The organism is Sporosarcina aquimarina (assembly GCF_019748715.1).
GTDB lineage: Bacteria > Bacillota > Bacilli > Bacillales_A > Planococcaceae > Sporosarcina > Sporosarcina newyorkensis.
This window is the reverse complement of record NZ_JACLBZ010000022.1, coordinates 1-18,855: the sequence shown is the minus strand read 5'-3', so window position 1 is coordinate 18,855 and position 18,855 is coordinate 1. Positions and strand designations below refer to the sequence as shown.

Genomic DNA, 18,855 nt, shown 5'->3' with positions numbered 1-18,855 from the left:
GGTCAAACATCCATATGAAAAAGCGTACAGAGCTGTTTAAACAACTTTTGTACGCTTTATAGTGAAGTTTAATTGATTACTTCGAACGACTTCTTGAAACAAGGAGCACTAAATACGTCAATAAACCAAATAATAATGTGATGAAAAGCGAATGCAACAAGGCAATGTAAAGGTTTAATTTCGTTAAAACAACGATCATCCCTGTTGTCGCTTGTGCGAGTACTAAGGCAAATGCAGAAATCCAGCCCCAATAAATCACGCGCTGATCGCTATAGTGCTTAATAGCCTTAATCGCGATAAAACCGATCCACACAACAATGAGAGCCGCAGCCAAACGGTGTCCCATTTGAACCCATTCATACATATTAAGAGGTAGGCTGAATTCGTTATTTCGACAAAGCGGCCAATCCGAACAGACGAGACCGGAATTGGTGTGACGAACGAGCGCCCCTGTATAAATAACGAAATAAGAATAAATGGTTACTCCGATTGTATGAAATCGTAATGAGGAACCTATCCTGATTTTATCTGCGTCAAATTTTTGGTCGACCTCGAAAATCAGTAATGTCAACAAAAAGACAGCTGCGAATGAAATAAGGGAAATCCCGAAGTGCAAGGCAAGAATAAAATCACCTTGACCCCATAAAACTTGAGCTGCTCCAATTAATGCTTGGAGTATTAAAAAGAATACGGCCATGAAGGCTAAAAATTTTGTTTCACGTATATGACCAAGAGATTTCCATGACCATACCGCCAAGACTACAATGAAAATTCCTACGCCGCCTGTTACAAGACGGTGGGAAAACTCAATGAGTACTTCAGCAGTAATTTCATCCGGAATCAACTGGCCGTTACAGCCGGGCCAGTGTCTGCCGCAACCCATCCCGCTGTCTGTTTTTGTAACGAGCGCTCCTCCGAGCAAGATTGCAAGCATGCCAATTGTTGAAGCGACTCCGAACCATTTTAAAAATCGATTGTATTGCAAGTATGAGACACCTTCTTCTATGATTTGACCATTTGCATCAGGCCAATCTAAATGATGTTTTGCCCAAAAACGCAAAAAACTTAGTAAAGTATATGACTTCGCAAAAGTATAGAAATAACTTGTGTTTCGGGCACACGTTCCAAACTATGATATCTAAAAAAACAATGAAACACAATGCCGTAGGTCAATAAACCAGCAAGGTGAAAGGCTTTTCACAAATTGTTCATAAAAAAGCCTCTTTAACTTCACAAATGCCCTGTAGAAATGCTTTACTATATAGTAGGTGAAGGACAAAGACGCTTAGGTTGCACTAAACAGCTATAAATTGCGAAATGGTCTAGAAATTTTCGACGAATTTCGATATAGTAAGTGTTAGGGTCTTTGCTGAAAACTTTGAAAGGAGGGTTATTATGTCAAACGGTCGAACGCTTTCGACGGTTGCAAATCCCAAAGTGGAGACAATTACATTATGGAAAGACTTTTTGGCGCTTATCAAAATAGGTATCGTCAATTCAAATTTGATTACTACGTTCACCGGTCTATTTTTGGCATTTCAATTCACTGGGAAGAGTTTTCTCCATAACATCGATCTATTGGTATTTGCAATTTTGGGTACTGGGTTAATCATTGCAGCTTCTGGAGCTCTGAATAATTTGATTGACCGGGATATTGATCCAATCATGTCGAGAACGAAGTCTAGACCGACAGTAACTGGAAGATTTAAAACGCCTGCTGTATTGACATTGGCGATTGTTTTTCTAGTAGCTGGAGAAGTTCTATTGTTCTCTGCTTCCGGGATGGCTGGTTGGCTTGGAATCGCTGGCGTATTAGCTTACGTCGTTCTATATTCCATGTGGTCAAAACGTCAGCATGTCAGCAATACGGTTGTGGGAAGTTTATCGGGTGCAATTCCACCCCTTATTGGATGGGCAGCGGTCGATCCTACACTGCCGATGGGAGCCTGGGCATTGTTCCTGATCATGTTCATATGGCAGCCACCCCATTTTTATGCGTTGGCTATGCGCAGAACTGAGGAATATCGTGCAGCGAACATTCCTATGCTACCTGTAGTAAAAGGGTTTGAACGGACCAAGAAATCCATGCTTATGTGGGTATTATTGCTTTTTCCACTGCCTTTCTTACTTCAAGGACTCGGCACGGGGTTTGTGGTATTTGCAACTTTGTTGAATGTTGGATGGCTTTATTTAGCTATTAAAGGATTTAAAGCAAAAGAAGATTTGAAATGGGCAACATCTATGTTTGTGTATTCATTGAACTACATGACTATTTTGTTTGTATCCATGATTATTTTCTCACTATTCATCTGAAATACGGAATTCTTTCTTTAAAACAGGAATTCATCATAGAGAGGCTCAAGTCCTCCAATAAGTAGAAAAACATTTTTTTAGAAAGAGAGGTATTAGTTAGCGATGATTAAAGGACTCAAAAAGTGGCGTCTCTTTTCTTTATTAGCGGTTTTCGCAGTGTTCTTAGCAGGTTGTGGACAAGAAGAAATCTCAACTTTCCAACCGGCTGGGCAAGTCGCTAAAGATCAGTTCAACTTGTTGCTGTTAGCTTCAGGAATCATGTTACTAGTCATTATCGTAGTAGTAGCAATCTTTTTAATTGCACTAGTACGCTTCAGACGTTCCAAATTGGGTGAAGATCATATGCCTGAGCAAGTGGAAGGGAGTCATACACTAGAAATGGTGTGGACATTCATTCCAATTCTATTGGTTCTGATCCTTGCAGTCCCAACGGTTTACTACACGTACAAACTTGGTGACGTAAAAGCAATGGAAGCGGTCGATGAAGATGGAAATGCTGAAAATCTAGTTGTAGATGTTACAGCGAAATTGTATTGGTGGGAGTTCGAGTATCCTGACTTAGGAATTGTTACAGCTCAGGAGCTAGTCGTGCCTACACACGAAAAAGTTTATTTCAACTTGATTGCTGCAGATGTAAAGCACTCATTCTGGATACCTTCAGTAGGAGGTAAACTAGATACGAACGTTGAGAACGTGAATAAATTTTATCTATCATTCGAAAAAGAATCTGAAGGCTTGAAGGATGGCGTTTTCTACGGAAAATGTGCGGAGCTTTGCGGACCTTCGCATGCTTTGATGGACTTCAAGGTGAAAACTTTACCGAGAGACCAGTTTGATGACTGGGTTGCTTCAATGCAAAAAACAGCTGATGAGCCTGTCGTTGCTAATGCTGATGGTGAAGAAGTATTCGCACAAAGCTGTATCGGATGTCACGCAGTTTCAGGAGTAGGGGAATCGGGTGCCCAAGGTCCGAACTTAGCTACATTTGGAGATCGTAACCGAGTAGCTGGTTTCCTAGAGCACGATGAAGAGAATCTGAAAGACTGGATTCGTGATACACAGAAACATAAACCAGGCAATATAATGCCTTCATTTAGCGAAGATCAGATTTCTGACGCGGAGCTAGATGCATTGGCGGATTACTTAATGGGCTTAAAAGTCGAAAAATAATTTTCAAACGGAAATTGAATAGGAGGTAACACAGTGAGTTCAGTTGCTCAAAAAAGAGGCTTTGGCGCAACACTTTGGGATTGGCTGACGACAGTCGACCATAAGAAGATTGGAATTCTTTATCTCCTTGGGGGATTATTCTTCTTCGTCCTTGGTGGTATAGAAGCGATGATCATTCGTCTTCAATTGATGACGCCAAACAACGATCTCGTAAGTGCAGGGCTTTTTAATGACTTAATTACAATGCACGGAACAACCATGATATTCTTGGCAGCGATGCCGATTTTATTTGGTTTTATGAACGCCATTGTTCCGCTTCAAATCGGGGCACGTGACGTAGCGTTCCCATTCATCAACTCATTAGGCTTTTGGATGTTCGCCTTTGGTGGATTATTCCTAAACATTTCATGGCTTTTCGGTGAAGTTCCAGATGCTGGTTGGACATCGTATGCGTCCTTATCACTTCACTCACCGGGTCATGGCATTGATTTCTATGCAATTGGGTTACAAATCGCAGGTGGTGGTACATTAATGGCAGGGATTAACTTCCTTGTTACAATTATCAACATGCGTGCACCAGGGATGACGTACATGCGTATGCCATTGTTTACATGGACTACGTTTGTTGCATCAGCGATGATTTTATTCGCTTTCCCTCCATTAACAATTGGATTGTTCTTCTTGACGTTTGACCGTATGTTCAGTGGTAACTTCTTTGATCATACAATGGGTGGTAACACGATTATTTGGGAGCATATTTTCTGGATATTCGGTCACCCTGAAGTATATATCTTGATCTTGCCTGCATTCGGTATTTTCTCTGAGATCTTTGCGACATTCTCACGTAAACGTCTCTTTGGTTATACAGCGATGGTATTCGCTACAGTATTAATCGGTTTCTTAGGATTCATGGTATGGGCTCACCATATGTTTACAGTTGGTCTAGGACCGACAGCAAACGCGATTTTCGCAGTTGCAACTATGGCGATTGCTGTACCGACAGGTGTTAAGATCTTTAACTGGTTGCTCACAATTTGGGGCGGTAGCATTAAAGTTACAACGCCAATGTTGTATGCTCTAGGATTTATCCCTTCATTCGTAATGGGTGGGGTTACTGGAGTTATGCAAGGTGCTGCACCACTTGACTATCAATTGCACGATACGTACTTTATCGTAGCTCACTTCCACTACGTTATCGTTGGTGGGGTTGTATTAGCAATTTTCGCGGCACTTCACTACTGGTGGCCGAAAATGTTCGGTACGATGTTGCATGAAGGCTTAGGAAAAATAACGTTTGTATTCTTCTTTATCGGCTTCCACATGACATTCCTAATTCAACACTGGTTAGGTTTCTGGGGAATGCCACGTCGTGTTTGGACATTTATGGACGGACAGGGCTGGAATATGGCGAACATGATCAGTACGATCGGTGCGCTCTTGATGGCGATTGGTTTCACTGTAATGGTCATCAATATCGTTATGACAACTATTAAGAACGAGCGTGTCGGAAATGATCCATGGGGCGATGGACGTACACTTGAGTGGGCGATCCCTTCACCTCCAGTGTTCTATAACTTTGCTCAAACTCCATTGATTCGTGGTTTGGACACATTATGGGTTGAGAAGATGGACGGCAGTAAAGAAATGATTACGCCGGCTGAACCTGTTACGGATATTCATATGCCGAATGGTTCAATCATTCCATTATTGATGACATTAGGATTGTTCATCGCAGGATTTGGTGCGATGTTCCACCAAGAGACTTCTTGGGGACTTCCTGTATTGATATTTGGTCTAGCGTTTACATTTGTTATGATGGCTGCACGTTCATTGAAAGATGATCTTGGATTCTATGTAACAAAAGAGCAAATCCTTGAAGATATGAAGAATGAAAAAGGGGGGCGTAACTAATGGATTTGAACAAGAAATTCACCCCTGAAACATGGCCGGCTCATCCTGAGAAGGCTACCCTGGAAGCAAAAAACAAGTTCGTTGGTTTTTGGCTTTTCCTTGGCGGAGAGACAATTCTATTCGCTACTTTGTTTGCAACGTATATGGCGCTGAAAAATAAAGGGCCAAGCGGCTTTGGTTTTACTACGCAAGAGCTGTACACATTGCCATTAGTATTTGTTATGACGATGTTGCTTCTGACATCTTCATTGACAAGTGTTTATGCGATGTATCATTTGAAGAGTTTCAATTTCAAAAAGATGCAATTATGGTTAGCCCTTACTGCATTTTTAGGACTTGGATTCTTGATGCTAGAAGTCTATGAGTTCTCTCACTATGTTCAAGAAGGCTTTACGTTTAATAATAGTGCGTTCAGTTCCTCTTTCTTTACACTAGTAGGTACACACGGTTTTCACGTAGCAATTGGTTTGGTTTGGGTTACATTATTAATTTTCCGTAACTCCAAACGAGGACTGAATTTGTATAACGCAACTAAGTATTATACATTCTCACTATACTGGCACTTCATTGACGTAGTTTGGGTATTCATCTTCACTGTAGTCTACTTGATGGGAGTGATTGGTTAAGATGGCGGATATTCAAATTATTAAAAGATCTCCAGCTGAACAGTCATTGGCACAACGTCGTGCGAAAGAAGCGATGCGTAATCAAGTTGCAATGTTTTCTTTGATGATCTTCTTAACCCTCATTTCATTTTCGATGGTAGTTGCTCATCTATCTGACGTTGTTGGTTTTTCTAAATTCTTTGTCATTCCAACATTATTCCTTTTTGCAGCGGTTCAAGTTGGGTTACAACTTTACTACTTCATGCATATGAGTGAAAAAGGACATGGCATTCCACAAATGTTTATGTTTACAGGCGCAGTACTAGGATTTTTAATTCCATTAACGTTTGTAACAATCGTTTGGTGGTAATTGTACTAAAAAGAGCTTATGGATTCTTCCATAAGCTCTTTTTTTGTTGATCGTGAAATTGTCAAAGTTCGTACATTGAGTTATGGTTTAGTTGCCCGTATAATGGAAAGAGGGATGTTATCCGGGTAACCTTGCTGTTCGAACGTATTGTTTTGCATAATATATACAGCTTAGATTGATACTTAGGAACACGGATCCAGCAGCTTGATTATAAAAGGAGAGTGACTGTATTGCCATTAAGTATTTTTGGTTTTCGGGCGTTGTGGAGCCCTTATTTCTTATTAGCTATCGCACTTGGCATAGTCCTATATTATCTTATCACCGTTAAATGGAGAGATCGTTTTGAAGGGTCTGAACCAGTAACTAAGCGTCAGATCAGCTACTTTCTAGCTTCGATGGTTTTGTTATATATAGTTAAAGGATCGCCAATGGATTTAATAGGTCATATTCTGTTCTCTGTTCATATGGCACAAATGGCATTATTGCTTTTGGTGGTAGCACCATTTTTCATAATTGGTATCCCCAATTGGGTATGGGAAAGACTGTTAACTGTTGCGATTTTTAAAAAGCTTTTTATGCTGCTAACTAGACCTATAATTAGCTTATTGTTATTCACCCTTATGTTTTCGATGTACCATTATCCACTTATTTTGGATCAAGTGAAGTTAAGTTTACCGTTGCATACCGTCTTCACAGTGACACTTTTCATTTCTGCTATCTTTTTATGGTGGCCAGTCGTTAATACAGTAAAAGGGCAACCTCAATTGCATGGTTTGAAGAAAATTGGTTATGTCATATTAAGTGCTTTACTGATCACGCCTGCTTGTTCATTGATCATTTTCGTGGACGTCCCGGTTTATGAGACGTATAGCAGTGGAGAAGCGTGGCTAAAAGCAATGGCATTGTGTGTGCCAAGCAGTACACTTGCCGGGTTATCAAACATCGGCTTGTCAGGTCCTGAGCTTTTTACGGACATGCCGACACTTTATGATCAGCAATTAGGCGGTATTCTGATGAAAGTCATTCAGGAGATTATATACATTGTAGTAATCGGACGTATTTTCATGAGCTGGGCAAAATATGAAAGAGAGAATGCTGACGAAATTACACGTCAAGATTTGCTAAAGCGTCAGAAATTAACGATGCATGGCTGACTGAGAACAAAAGGGGTTAATAGGGATGGAACTTCCGTTATTACCGACTATTAGTACATTTTTCATTGTATTATCAGCAATTTTAGTTGCAATTGGCTGGTATTTAATTCTTCAGAAGAAAAAGCTGGCTCATCAAAAAACTATGGTTGCGGCAGCTGTATCTGCTGTACTGTTCTTTATCATTTACATTTCACGGACCATATTTATCGGTAATACTTCTTTCGGCGGACCTGATCATCTAAAGATTTATTACACTGTATTTCTTGTCTTCCATATCATCTTGGCTACAGTAGGGGCTGTATTTGGGGTTATAACGATTATTGCCGGATTTAAGAACAACTTGGCGTTGCATCGGAAAATAGGTCCTATTACAAGTATGATTTGGTTTGTCACAGCAATTACTGGGGTAGCTGTCTATCTGCTTCTTTATGTTTTCTATAAAGGCGGCGAAACGACTTCTATGTTTAAAGCTATCTTGGGGATTTAATTGAATAATAAAAGGGTATATCTCATATTCCGAGATATACCCTTTTTGCATTAAATCTTGAAATTCAATTTGATGATGCCAGCTTCCCTCGCTGTATTGAAGAGAATGACGATCATAGGTCCGATAAAAAAGCCCAGGACTCCAAATAACTTCAATCCAATGAACATGGCAATTAAAGTAGGCAATGGAGACAATCCGATTTGTGAACCCATTACTTTCGGTTCGACTGTACGTCTGATGATCAGCAGAATAATCGCCAATATCGCGAGTTTTGTACCCAATGCTATGTCCCCTGAAACGTACTGATAGATTGACCAGGGAGCCAGAATAATGATGGAACCTAGTATGGGAATGATATCAATGATCCAAATGACAAGGGACATCACGACTGCATACTTAGGGGCAATTAACAATAACCCAATAAATGAAACAACAAGAATGATCAGGCTTACCAACAATTGTGCTTTAGCAAAACCTAATATCACGCTGTTTAATTTATTCGTCATATAGTGAACTTTTTGAGCTGTCGTCTCAGTCAAATGCCGATAAAAAGTATTCTTCAAATTTGGCAGTTCAAGCATGAATAAGAATAAAGCAATCATAAACACGATGAAACTGACTAAGAAATTCGGTATTTCGGAGATCAATCCCAAAATTTTATCATAGCTCAAAAGTGTAATCAAAGAAACACGGAAGGATTCAATAATCTCGTTAAACTCATTCTCAAGCATTTTAATAATATCTTCGGGCATTCCTACTGTGTATTGAAAAAGTTTACTTTGTGTATTAATCCAAACGCTAGAAAGGGAATTCAAGTAATTAGGAATCTCTTTAGTGAAATGGACGATTTTCCCTATGAGTGTATTGACGGTATAGAAAAAGAAAAATATACTGACACCCACAAAAGCAATAAAATTCACTATAACGGATACTTTTCTTTTCCATTTAAACTTGCGCTCCACCCACTTCACGAGAGGGTCTAGAAAAAGAGCCGTTAAAAATGCTAAAATGATAGGTATTGAAACAGGCAAAATAAAAAACGCAATTACTAATAAAACAACAGTAGTTAAAACAATCATCAAATTTCGTTTCGTGAGTAATTTCAAAAGTCATCGTCCTCCACATAGGTACTGAGTTTATTATAACCAAACAAGTGGAGTAATAATAGGAAAAAGCCGAAGAACATTATGCTCGTCGGCTTTTTTCATTGTTACACACTATATTGCTTTAGCTCGTCATACACTGCTTTAGCAGTTAGTTCACAATCTTTGACTAAGCTTGCGGGAAATTCTTCACCTTCGCCGTATTCGACGCCAAAAGGATAATAATACTTACCAAGGACAGGTTGCTTCAAGCGAACCGTTGCTTTTCTGCCGTCAATATCGCCTTCGACCAATTCGCCGAAAATGCGTAAGTAATATGTACCTTCTCGAATGACATACTTTTTGTCAAAAGTTACACGCTCATAATCCCATTGTCCTTCAAGAACAAGACCATTCTTCAACATAACTTCTTCCATTAACTTTAGATCCGTTACAAGGCCATCAATGCCTATATTTTCAACATACATCTGTAAATCCCCTTTCATGTTCGTCCAAACGAATACTTATACCATTATATCATAGAACAAATTAAATTTACTTGCAATGACAACATTGTGTCAACGCTTTCTGTACCATCTTATATAGGTGACTACAGCAGTCGGATTCTGTACAATAAGGGAAAGAAACGTTCTAGGGGAGATAACGGTTTAAGTATACTAGTAATAAAGGAAAGGGAGATTACATGTGGAGAGTAGGTTGGAAAATACTTCTCATTTTAGTTGTCGTTATGGGAATTTTTTATGTGATGAGTGACAGGATTAGTGAAAACGAGCCGCTTGAATCACCTGTCCAGCATGGCTCTCCCATTGCTGTACCTGAAAAAGGCCAATCGATGGGAGGGCAAAATATGCCAAGACCCGAGGAAGGAATATCTTTACTTGTCGGGCAAAAGTCAGAAAAGCTGGAGGAAAAGTTCGGCAAGCCCGCACGGATCGAACCTTCGAGCTTTCAATATGAATGGTGGGTATATACGGGCGAGCCGAGTTTTCTGGCGGGAGTTCTAAATGGAAAAGTGAACCAGATCTATACATCTGATGAAATTGCAGACGTTGCACCTTTCACGATTGGACAAAATGTACAGGAGATCCATCGTTTCACACCCATAGAGTCAGAAATAGATGTAGCGATAGAAGAGAATGTATATACTTTTTCATTGAACAGTGAAGATATTAAAAACCGAATTTTGATCCCATATGAAGGCTTATATGTACAGCTTTATATCGACCAAGTGGATGAAGAGTTAGAAGGGGTCCGGTTCCTCAGCCCAAGTACGCTAGTGAAGCATCAGCCTTATGATATGACGTATTTAGGAGAAATAATTGAAGCTCCAAAGCCTTCCTCTGCTGTTCAGACAGAAGTCGATCGGTCGATGGAGCGGCAAACATTTGAGCTAACAAATCAACTGAGAGAGAAACATGATCTGCCCATTTTGGAGAAAGACACGAAATTGGCTACGCTATCGTGGGAGCATAGCCAAGAAATGATTTTCCAGAAGTACAGCTCACACAGTGAAGAGCCAGTGGAGAATTTTTCCGAGCGTTTGAAAGTGATGGAAATTCAAGCGAATAAAGCTGGAGAAAATACTGCTTTTAATTATATTGATGCGATTGAAACAGTTCATGGCTGGCTGAATTCACCGAAACACAGAGAAGTTTTACTCAATCCATCTTTCACGCATACAGGTATCGGAGTGTATAACAAATACTACACCCAATCATCCATTGCAAAGACACAGGAATTAACTGACTAAGGAAGAATCCAAGTACCTTCCTCATTAGACGCGATGCCTCTTATATGGAGAGGCGTCGCTGTTTTTTTTGCATGAATGGCGGCTTTCTTCTGAATAATGGGCCGGCTGCAATCTAATAATGGGAGAAATTCGTCGAAGGTTAGTTTATCAAAACGTTCATAATGGGTTACTGTGCGCGGATCTGCAGACATGACGGCCGGCACATCCTTATAAAATTCTACATGGCTTGCTTGGAGCGCGGCTGCGAGAGCGATAGCCGTTAAATCACTTCCACCCCTTCCGAGTGTCATGAATTGCCCTTGTTTATTCATCCCTTGAAAACCCGGAACAATTAAGCAAGAATGAGTCTCCAGCGTTTTCAACAAATGGGATGTATTAATTTTTTCAATTGCTGCGTTACTGAAATCACCGTTTGTCCGAATGCCTGTATTTTGTCCATAGATGATCGTGTTGTCTATTCCCTCACTTACTAATTCCGCGGACATCACGGCGGATGCGATGAGTTCTCCGCAAGCAGCGGCTAAGTCTTTTGCTTCGCTGGATTTTTCGAAAGCGTCTGTTACGTTCAGCAATCGATCCGTTGAATACGCATCATCCCCGCGCCCCATTGCAGAAACAACTACGACTACTGAACGATACTTTAATAAAGCTTTTTTAATATGTTGAATGCACTTCGCCCGTTGTTGCTGATTCTGCATAGCGACACCACCGAATTTTTGGATAATCATAGAATCCCAACTTTCTTCGTGACATTCTTCTTACAGCCCTCATAAGATACAGTGAAATTATGTTTCGTTTCATTATATTCTGCTTTGAACAAAATGTTCGGGAAGGGGCGAGACTCCGTGCTTTTATCTGAATTAATGAAGGATTGGCCATGTACGTTGCTTAAAGGTTCTATCCGTCAAAAAATTAATGGTATCACTGAATCTTCAGAATGTATTAAGGAGGGATATGTGTTTGTAATAAGGAAAGGCACTGTACGCGATGGATTGGACTTTGTTGAGGAAGCATTAATCAAAGGGGCGAATACGATCGTAGTGGATCGAGTCAATTTGGATCTTTCAAATATTCCTTCGGAGATCACCGTTCTACTGGTTCCGGATAGCTCCTTATTTATCTCTTATGGAAGCGCGAAATTGGCTGGGACCCCAGGTGAGGAACTGACGATCATTGCGGTTACAGGGACGAATGGAAAGACGACTGTCAGTCATTTCATTGGTCAATTATTAATGGCTGCAGGATGCCGGACAGCTATAATTGGTACGACGGGGGTTTATATGAATGGAGAACTGACAGAGACCATACAAGATTCCATGACTACAATGCCGGCAGAACGTTTGCATCCTATTCTAAGACAATGTGTAGATCGACAAATCACTCATGTTGTACTTGAAGCTTCTTCTTTAGGCCTATCTTCTAATCGATTGGCGCATTGTCCTATTTCAATTGGCATCCTCTTGAATATAGGGGTTGACCATTATGCTGAACACGGAGGAAAACAGCAATATATAGAGGCGAAAAAGCGTTTGATTCTGTTAGCTGAAAAGCTGATTGCCAATGAAGACGACCCAATTTGTTATGAGATGAGCAAGGACTCAGCGAGCAAGCCGATGTATTTCAGTGCTGCGCATTTGAATGGTAAGCCTTATCCTGCCGACAAACTTAAGGAGTCTTCTTTTTCTGTGTTGGGAAAGCATAATGAAATGAACGCAAGAGCAGCTATTTGTGCATTATTGGCATTAGGGTATTCATATAATGAAATCCATTCCAAATTGTCTGCGTTGTGCTTGCCAAAAGGGCGACTTGAGAGATATAGCCAAGACGGGGTAGAAATCTATGTAGATTATGCGCACACACCGGATGCTTTGCAAGTCGTACTAGAGGCTTTGTGTGCGCATGCAAGCCAGAGGGTAATCACGGTGTTTGGTTGTGGCGGAGATCGGGATCATGAAAAGAGACCTCAAATGGGGGCGATAGCCGCACAGTACAGCACGCATGTCATACTTACTTCAGATAATCCGAGGTCTGAGGAACCTTCGCAGATCATCTTAGACATCTTGGCAGGTACTACAGGCTTTCCTACGCCGATAGATGTCCTGCTCAATCGAAAATATGCGATTCAGTATGCGATACGAATAGCTCAAGCTGGAGATGTCGTATTGATTGCTGGGAAAGGTCATGAACAGACACAGCAGATTGGCGATAACGTTTATCATTTTTGCGATATGGAAGAAGTAAAGCATGCTTTTTTCGATAAAAACCGTTTGGATTGAAATTCTTAATGAATAGGCGAACGGGTTCTTTTTTGGTATGATGGTGGAGATAGGAGGTGCGGCAATTTATGATGATGACGGATGAATGGATGCGTGTCATCGATATGGCGGAAGAACTTTCCGATATGCTGCTGCGTTCTGAGGTTGTGAAAACCTATCAAGACGCGTACGCCCGTGTGTATTCAAATTCTGATCTGCGGAAAAAGATCATTGATTTTAATAAAATGAAAGAACAATATGAAGAGGTTCAACGTTTTGGACGATATCATCCTGATTATAAAGTGATCATGAAGGAAATACGTCTTCAAAAAAGAGCCTTGGATTTGCGCGAAGAAGTGGCGGCTCTACGTTTGGCAGAAAACGATGTCCAATCGCTTTTGGATGAAGTCGGTATTCTGATCGGAAACTCCGTGTCAGAAGCTGTGAAAGTTCCTGCTGGAGACGGAGCATTCACAAACAGCTCCTGTGGCGGGGGATGCAGCTCAGGCGGCAGCTGCTCCTGCTCAGCGTAAATACTTCTACAATTTCTTTCTACGAGAAAACCCTGCATTTAAAATGCAGGGTTTAGTTTGTTGGCGAACATTAGAGTAATAAAGTCGAATTAATGCCGGAGAAAAATAAAGCAAGAGGAAGTAGGCTTGCGTTCCGGAGATTTGCGCTCCAGATGGGACGCTTTCCGCGGGGCGTGCGGTGAGCCGCTTTCCTCGCTTCGCTCAGTCCAGGGTCTCACCTGTCACGCTAATCCCGCAGGAGTCGCCCATCTCTGCACCAATCTCTAAAAGTGAATTGTGACACATAGTGAACTCTCTGTAGATAGTGTGAAGTGCGAGTTAGAGCCTACCTAAACAGAAAAGAAAAATACCAGTGCTTTCACTTGGACGTTACTTCTTGTATTTACAACATTCTTAGAATAGACGGTCAACTCATTAACGTTAGAAAGATACGCTAGTTGATCGTAGTGGAAGGCGACTCCTGGGGGATCAGCGTGCGCCTTGAGACCCCGCAGGAAGCGAAGCGAACGAGGAGGCTCAAGCCACGCCCCCGGAAAGCGTCCGCCTGGAACGTAGATCAACGGTGCCGTACCCACTTGCCAAATCTTTTGTTAAAAAGCTTAACCCTTGCAAAAACCATGCAACGGTTTTAGTTTTCATTGAAATAGCTCAAGACCTGTTTAGGTTCTGTTGTGATAAATCCGGCGATTTCCAGTTTAGATAGTTTTTGAATATCAACTGTGTCGGTTAACTCATATAGCACTGTGATATTCAATTGCTGCAAAAATTGCACGAACCCATCCGATGCAAGAGGGAATACTCCGATTTTCTCCGGCAGGCAAAATAAGTCCGCGTTTGGTTTGTATAAATGACCAAATTTACTCGAATACGCCACGTAAGCTTTTTTAATTTCCTCGTTGCCGGCACCCAACGCAACAGAGTTTTGTGCATATAAATTAAAGCGATCGATTTGTTCATCATATGAACTTGTCACTACGACCCGATCCGCAGCATCCATCTCTTTCAGCAATCGCCACAACTTCGAAGGGATTAAGCTGCCTTCATATGTATCAGGCGAATCACTCATTGAAATGACATGCAAAAGCTGCGGGAACGTTTCCAGCAGTTCGCGCAGAGATACAATGGATGAGGCCTCTTGATCTGCAAGCGATTCGGAATCATCAATAACAGGAAGTTTCTCATTCTGTAATTCTGCTAACGTATAGTCTGCAATAACACCGGTAAGCTGTAGATCATGGCTCGGTGCTAAAATAATTTCTTCATCTTTTGTAAGCCGGATATTCACTGCAAATCCGTGTACGCCCAAATCGGCTGCATTTGTGTATGCTGTGAGCAAATGGACGGAAGGGTCTTCGGCAATATCGACATTTGCTAATACTGCTATTTCAGAAAATTGAAGCGCTTTCTTCTCTGCCCGCGGCTCTTGTTTCACAACAACTTTTGAAGCCGCCCAAGCAGCAACACTCGCGGCTCCTACAGTTAAAGCAACTTTTGTTTTCCTCCCCACTCAAAAACCTCCTCAGTAGTCAGTCATTCTCCACTGTATTTTTTTCTCACCCAGCTTTTACTGAATATATACCTTACCTAGTGTAACTCATTCATTGGAATGTGCGCAATCATTGATTGATGGATATTTAGCCGATGAAGATGTCCGCTCTCATGGTATGCAACATAATATAAACATTAATCATGCAAGGTTGCAGGACTTTTCTCACCTATGGTATTGTATGGAGTAAGAAAGAGGGGGAGAATTATGATTGATCGGCAAGGAATAATTGTCTATCTCCATCATTTAAAACAAGCAAAATCATTGCGTAAATTTGGGCATGTTCACTATATTTCTAAAAAAATGAAATACGTCGTCCTATACTGTGATCAAGACGACGTGGAAGCTACGATGGGCAAATTGGAACGTTTGCCCGCTGTGAAAAAGGTTTTGCCTTCCCAGCGGCCGTTCGTAAGCACCGTATATGAAAATGCCAAACCTGATAAAGCCAAAGAATATGATTATAAAACTGGCCTATAATGTTTTCACTGAAGTGGCGGCAACAAATGATTCAAACGTAAAATGCCGATAATGTACTGGTAAAACAAATCTTTTTCAGCAAATTGAGATGAATGCTTAACTTCTACTCTAATAGGTGATGCATTCATCGCTTCTGCATGCTCAACAAACAAATTATACCGTTTGGATGGTTTATCTGCGGAATATGTGATGCCTTCACGGCAAATATAAATCGGCATATAATGGCTGTCGGCACGTGCCGGTGAAAATGATACGGCAAATGAAAGACGTTCAGCCGGACCGTCTCCGGATGAAAAAATATAGGATTTATAGATCCTGTGGGAATTCGTAGACATTAACTCAAGTAATTCGTAAATGTCACTATAGCCTTCTCCCAATTCGATAAAACGTTGTTGAATCATTTTAAAATTCTTCCTTTCATGCAATTGGTTCATGCAACTGCCGTTGTAGTTATAGTCTTGTGAATGGATCTTATCCATCATACCATGTGATGAGGTGTTGTACTTTGAAAATCATCTTGAGAATTTTGCTTCTTTTACTAGGAGTAAATGCAGGTCTTCTTTATTTGCATTATAGTCAGTCGGCTGCAGCAAATGGGGCGAAAGATCATCCGGATACGTACCGCCAAGAAATAGAAGTCATTAATCGGGCAGATGGATTATACATCCGTCATCACTTTTATGACTTAGCAACAGGCCGATATGAAATAATTTGGCCTGAGGGGAGTGTAGAGCAAGAATGTTTGACTGAGGGATCTGTTTCCTGCTCTCGATTGAATGAAGCGGGTATCGCTTTCGATGAAGGAGAAGGAGATCAGCAGTCCATTGCGTATAAAATACCGAAAAAAGAGTCGTTAAAAGATCGGAAGTTATTCAAACGACCTTTTGTGTTGCTTCAAGATGCCAAACCATTGACAACGGTCTTTCATATGACGGATGAACAAAATATCGGTGGCATGTGGGTGAATGGTCTGGAACGAGTCGGCAAAGCGGATAAAGAGCGGATTTCCTATCGATTATATCGTGGAGTCGGCTTTGTTAATGAGTTGTATTGGCAACCGCAAGATGTACCGATTGCGTATTCCGGTAATAAGTTGTCTGTATACGGCGAAGGAATCAAAGAGAAGCAAATCAAAGAGATGGAGAGCATATTGGAGGAGATCGGCGGTGATCACGTGAGCGTGGTATTGTCGCCTCTCAATAAAACTCTATATGCGCAGCGCTTTGTAGTAGAGAAACCGATGAATATGGACCAGGTAGTAAAGCAAGTAGCTCGAATGAGTGTCCAGTCGCGTTTTATGATACCGGCGAATGAGCCATCGATGAATAGTATGCTGGCATCCATTCTTGGCGATCAGGCAATTGGGACGAAAGCTGAACAAGGTGCTTTTAATCGTCTGAAGGAATCATTGGACGAAAAGAAATACAGCGCGTTCCGTCAAAAAGTACGTGGGCGAATTGGACAAGAATTGTCGGCTGCGCAGTTAGACGAGGAATTGCAGAATGTAATGAACTTTGATTCGCAGTATTTCCAAAAAACGATGCATGAACAGCAATATAGTTATCCATTTTTGTTGTTGGACTCGCGAAATGTGTTGTTGGATGGAGAAGAAATAAAAGATCTAAAAGCGGTTGTTCAAGATGAGAAAAGCTTTTATCCGGCAGACGAATTATTAACACGGATGGGTTATCAAATCACTTCAAATGATCAATCCATCTATATTGAAAGTCCAAAACGTAATTACCGCTTTTCCAGGATCGAACCTTTTTACGTCATGAATGACCGGAAATACGACTACCAAGAAGAACCGTACAAGTATATCAACGGAAAGTTATATTTCGATGAAGTTTGGTTAAGACGGATATTTTTAGTGTTAATTGAGAAGTCCGATGAGTCAATCGCCATTGAACAGATTGAACAGCTAATAAAGGAGATGGAAAAAGAGTGAGGGTCATTTCTGGTTCCAGAAGAGGTACGCCGCTAAAATCTTTGCCGGGTACTTCCACGCGTCCGACATCCGACAAAGTAAAAGAATCAGTATTCAATAAAATTGGACCATACTTCGATGGAGGGACTGTCGTCGAACTCTTCGGCGGCAGTGGCTCTATTTCAATCGAGGCGTTATCTCGGGGAATGGATCAAGCGATTGTTTTTGAAAAAAATTCGAAAGCCTGTGCAGTCATTAAAGCCAATGCTGAAAAATGCCGATTGGAACAGCAAGTACATATTGAACGAAAAGATGCAAGACAAGCTGCTGCGGTCCTGAAGCAAAAGAACGTGCGGATTGATTTGTTATTTGTCGATCCGCCTTACGCAGCAGTGGATTATTATGATGGTATAAAAGAACTCATCGATCAGGGCCTGGTAGCGGAAGATGCAACGGTGGTTTGTGAACATGAGAAAGAAGTGACATTGCCTGAACAGTATGAAGCGTATACCCAAATAAGCTCTAAAATATATGGAAATACAGCTATCACAATTTATGAGAAAAGAGGATAATCGCATGTCAAAAATCGCAATCGTACCGGGAAGTTTTGATCCGGTGACGAATGGACATTTAGATATTATACAAAGAGCAGCCAGGACATTCCCGCAAGTGCATGTGGCGGTCATGAATAATTCTTCTAAGAAACCGCTTTTTACAGTGGAAGAACGGATTGCACTAATCCATGAAGTAACTTCTCAGTACGACAATATAACCATCGATTCATCTTCAGGACTACTCATTGATTACGCGCATAAAATCAATGCATCTGTTATCGTCCGTGGCTTGCGGGCGATCTCAGATTTTGAATATGAAATGCAGATTACGTCTATGAATAGAGTGCTTGATGAGAGTATTGAGACGTTTTTCGTTATGACGAAGAGCCAGTATTCTTTCTTGAGTTCTAGTATTGTTAAAGAGGTTGCTCAGTACGGCGGTGATATCTCTTCTCTCGTTCCGCCACATGTGAATAAGGCATTGATTGAAAAATTCCGTAAGTAATAGATAGTTGAAAATTAGATATACTACAGAATGAGGCTAGGACAGAAGGTTTCATAACGATAAAAAAACCGAACGAATACAAAACATTCAATCAAAGTTTTGTAAAATAGTTCGGTTTTTTCTACTGCAAAGGTATTGTAGACTTGGAGCTGCCTATGGAATTTCCGCTGCGGGCAGGGACGCTTTCTTACC

Annotated in this window: 20 protein-coding genes; 14 read left to right on the top strand and 6 right to left on the bottom strand. The window is 41.0% G+C overall.

Going from position 1 to position 18,855, the window contains the following annotated elements:
- Positions 1–76: 76 nt before the first annotated feature.
- The gene (locus H7J92_RS11175; RefSeq protein ID WP_040758288.1) at positions 77–985 is read right to left on the bottom strand and encodes a COX15/CtaA family protein; all 909 of its coding nucleotides are present in this window, start codon (positions 983–985) and stop codon (positions 77–79) included.
- A 410-nt stretch (positions 986–1,395) separates the two neighbouring features.
- Here H7J92_RS11175 and cyoE point away from each other — a divergent pair, with 410 nt between their 5' ends.
- The 7 genes from cyoE to H7J92_RS11140 all read left to right on the top strand — a co-directional run bounded on the left by cyoE (position 1,396) and on the right by H7J92_RS11140 (position 8,010).
- Complete coding sequence (gene cyoE / locus H7J92_RS11170; RefSeq protein ID WP_078817836.1) at positions 1,396–2,313, top strand: heme o synthase; 918 nt, start codon at positions 1,396–1,398, stop codon at positions 2,311–2,313.
- Between the two features lie 102 nt (positions 2,314–2,415).
- Positions 2,416–3,483: a cytochrome c oxidase subunit II gene (coxB, locus tag H7J92_RS11165; RefSeq protein ID WP_078817835.1), complete on the top strand. Its 1,068-nt coding sequence runs from the start codon at positions 2,416–2,418 to the stop codon at positions 3,481–3,483.
- Between the two features lie 33 nt (positions 3,484–3,516).
- Positions 3,517–5,394: a cytochrome c oxidase subunit I gene (locus tag H7J92_RS11160; protein ID WP_078817834.1), complete on the top strand. Its 1,878-nt coding sequence runs from the start codon at positions 3,517–3,519 to the stop codon at positions 5,392–5,394.
- Positions 5,394–6,020: a cytochrome (ubi)quinol oxidase subunit III gene (locus H7J92_RS11155; protein ID WP_009765632.1), complete on the top strand. Its 627-nt coding sequence runs from the start codon at positions 5,394–5,396 to the stop codon at positions 6,018–6,020. The genes H7J92_RS11160 and H7J92_RS11155 overlap by 1 nt, the downstream gene beginning before the upstream one ends.
- Before the next feature lies 1 nt (position 6,021).
- Positions 6,022–6,369 (top strand): cytochrome C oxidase subunit IV family protein, encoded by a 348-nt coding sequence (locus tag H7J92_RS11150; protein WP_078817833.1) that lies wholly within the window; start codon positions 6,022–6,024, stop codon positions 6,367–6,369.
- 230 nt (positions 6,370–6,599) lie between these two features.
- Positions 6,600–7,523, top strand: a complete 924-nt coding sequence (ctaG, locus tag H7J92_RS11145; RefSeq protein ID WP_246602845.1) for a cytochrome c oxidase assembly factor CtaG — start codon at positions 6,600–6,602, stop codon at positions 7,521–7,523.
- A gap of 25 nt (positions 7,524–7,548) precedes the next feature.
- Positions 7,549–8,010: a DUF420 domain-containing protein gene (locus H7J92_RS11140; protein WP_078817831.1), complete on the top strand. Its 462-nt coding sequence runs from the start codon at positions 7,549–7,551 to the stop codon at positions 8,008–8,010.
- A 50-nt stretch (positions 8,011–8,060) separates the two neighbouring features.
- Here H7J92_RS11140 and ytvI read toward each other — a convergent pair whose 3' ends face one another.
- The gene (gene ytvI, locus H7J92_RS11135) at positions 8,061–9,116 is read right to left on the bottom strand and encodes a sporulation integral membrane protein YtvI (protein ID WP_078817830.1); all 1,056 of its coding nucleotides are present in this window, start codon (positions 9,114–9,116) and stop codon (positions 8,061–8,063) included.
- 104 nt (positions 9,117–9,220) lie between these two features.
- Positions 9,221–9,580 carry a YugN family protein gene (locus tag H7J92_RS11130; RefSeq protein ID WP_176132551.1) on the bottom strand — a complete coding sequence of 120 codons (360 nt, stop codon included), beginning with the start codon at positions 9,578–9,580 and terminating at the stop codon, positions 9,221–9,223.
- A 215-nt stretch (positions 9,581–9,795) separates the two neighbouring features.
- Between H7J92_RS11130 and H7J92_RS11125 the strand changes: the two genes are divergently transcribed.
- Positions 9,796–10,863 (top strand): CAP domain-containing protein, encoded by a 1,068-nt coding sequence (locus tag H7J92_RS11125; protein WP_221836996.1) that lies wholly within the window; start codon positions 9,796–9,798, stop codon positions 10,861–10,863.
- Here H7J92_RS11125 and H7J92_RS11120 read toward each other — a convergent pair.
- Positions 10,860–11,591, bottom strand: a complete 732-nt coding sequence (locus H7J92_RS11120; protein ID WP_009765625.1) for an amino acid kinase family protein — start codon at positions 11,589–11,591, stop codon at positions 10,860–10,862. The genes H7J92_RS11125 and H7J92_RS11120 overlap by 4 nt on opposite strands.
- A gap of 93 nt (positions 11,592–11,684) precedes the next feature.
- On the opposite strand from H7J92_RS11120, the gene H7J92_RS11115 reads away from it, so the two are divergent.
- Together H7J92_RS11115 and H7J92_RS11110 are read left to right on the top strand one after the other, a co-directional pair.
- Positions 11,685–13,139: a UDP-N-acetylmuramoyl-L-alanyl-D-glutamate--2,6-diaminopimelate ligase gene (locus H7J92_RS11115; protein WP_343228089.1), complete on the top strand. Its 1,455-nt coding sequence runs from the start codon at positions 11,685–11,687 to the stop codon at positions 13,137–13,139.
- A 68-nt stretch (positions 13,140–13,207) separates the two neighbouring features.
- Positions 13,208–13,651, top strand: a complete 444-nt coding sequence (locus H7J92_RS11110; protein WP_009765623.1) for a YlbF/YmcA family competence regulator — start codon at positions 13,208–13,210, stop codon at positions 13,649–13,651.
- Between the two features lie 628 nt (positions 13,652–14,279).
- Here H7J92_RS11110 and H7J92_RS11105 read toward each other — a convergent pair.
- Positions 14,280–15,158 (bottom strand): glycerophosphodiester phosphodiesterase, encoded by an 879-nt coding sequence (locus H7J92_RS11105; RefSeq protein WP_221836990.1) that lies wholly within the window; start codon positions 15,156–15,158, stop codon positions 14,280–14,282.
- 246 nt (positions 15,159–15,404) lie between these two features.
- On the opposite strand from H7J92_RS11105, the gene H7J92_RS11100 reads away from it, so the two are divergent.
- Entirely contained in the window at positions 15,405–15,677 is a 273-nt protein-coding gene (locus H7J92_RS11100) for a YlbG family protein (protein WP_040758281.1), read from the top strand.
- 5 nt (positions 15,678–15,682) lie between these two features.
- Here the strand turns inward: H7J92_RS11100 and H7J92_RS11095 are convergent, their stop codons facing one another.
- Entirely contained in the window at positions 15,683–16,078 is a 396-nt protein-coding gene (locus H7J92_RS11095; protein ID WP_040758280.1) for a DUF7147 family protein, read from the bottom strand.
- Positions 16,079–16,182: 104 nt separating this feature from the next.
- Here H7J92_RS11095 and H7J92_RS11090 point away from each other — a divergent pair, with 104 nt between their 5' ends.
- The 3 genes from H7J92_RS11090 to coaD are packed head-to-tail and all read left to right on the top strand — an operon-like array spanning position 16,183 to position 18,663.
- The gene (locus H7J92_RS11090; RefSeq protein ID WP_040758279.1) at positions 16,183–17,625 is read left to right on the top strand and encodes a hypothetical protein; all 1,443 of its coding nucleotides are present in this window, start codon (positions 16,183–16,185) and stop codon (positions 17,623–17,625) included.
- On the top strand, positions 17,622–18,176 hold the full coding sequence (gene rsmD, locus H7J92_RS11085) for a 16S rRNA (guanine(966)-N(2))-methyltransferase RsmD (RefSeq protein ID WP_009765618.1): 555 nt from the start codon (positions 17,622–17,624) through the stop codon (positions 18,174–18,176). The genes H7J92_RS11090 and rsmD overlap by 4 nt, the downstream gene beginning before the upstream one ends.
- A gap of 4 nt (positions 18,177–18,180) precedes the next feature.
- Positions 18,181–18,663, top strand: coding sequence for a pantetheine-phosphate adenylyltransferase (coaD, locus tag H7J92_RS11080; protein WP_040758278.1), 483 nt, complete (start codon positions 18,181–18,183; stop codon positions 18,661–18,663).
- The last annotated feature ends 192 nt before the right edge of the window (positions 18,664–18,855 follow it).

What these genes read in the sequence shown, in the direction of transcription:
- cyoE (WP_078817836.1), top strand. Translation starts at nt 1,396, where the DNA reads ATGTCAAACGGTCGAACGCTTTCGACGGTTGCAAATCCCAAAGTGGAG.
- coxB (WP_078817835.1), top strand. Translation starts at nt 2,416, where the DNA reads ATGATTAAAGGACTCAAAAAGTGGCGTCTCTTTTCTTTATTAGCGGTT.
- H7J92_RS11155 (WP_009765632.1), top strand. Translation starts at nt 5,394, where the DNA reads ATGGATTTGAACAAGAAATTCACCCCTGAAACATGGCCGGCTCATCCT.
- H7J92_RS11150 (WP_078817833.1), top strand. Translation starts at nt 6,022, where the DNA reads ATGGCGGATATTCAAATTATTAAAAGATCTCCAGCTGAACAGTCATTG.
- H7J92_RS11140 (WP_078817831.1), top strand. Translation starts at nt 7,549, where the DNA reads ATGGAACTTCCGTTATTACCGACTATTAGTACATTTTTCATTGTATTA.
- H7J92_RS11130 (WP_176132551.1), bottom strand. Translation starts at nt 9,580, where the DNA reads ATGTATGTTGAAAATATAGGCATTGATGGCCTTGTAACGGATCTAAAG.
- H7J92_RS11125 (WP_221836996.1), top strand. Translation starts at nt 9,796, where the DNA reads ATGTGGAGAGTAGGTTGGAAAATACTTCTCATTTTAGTTGTCGTTATG.
- H7J92_RS11120 (WP_009765625.1), bottom strand. Translation starts at nt 11,591, where the DNA reads ATGATTATCCAAAAATTCGGTGGTGTCGCTATGCAGAATCAGCAACAA.
- H7J92_RS11115 (WP_343228089.1), top strand. Translation starts at nt 11,685, where the DNA reads ATGTTCGGGAAGGGGCGAGACTCCGTGCTTTTATCTGAATTAATGAAG.
- H7J92_RS11110 (WP_009765623.1), top strand. Translation starts at nt 13,208, where the DNA reads ATGATGATGACGGATGAATGGATGCGTGTCATCGATATGGCGGAAGAA.
- H7J92_RS11100 (WP_040758281.1), top strand. Translation starts at nt 15,405, where the DNA reads ATGATTGATCGGCAAGGAATAATTGTCTATCTCCATCATTTAAAACAA.
- H7J92_RS11095 (WP_040758280.1), bottom strand. Translation starts at nt 16,078, where the DNA reads ATGATTCAACAACGTTTTATCGAATTGGGAGAAGGCTATAGTGACATT.
- coaD (WP_040758278.1), top strand. Translation starts at nt 18,181, where the DNA reads ATGTCAAAAATCGCAATCGTACCGGGAAGTTTTGATCCGGTGACGAAT.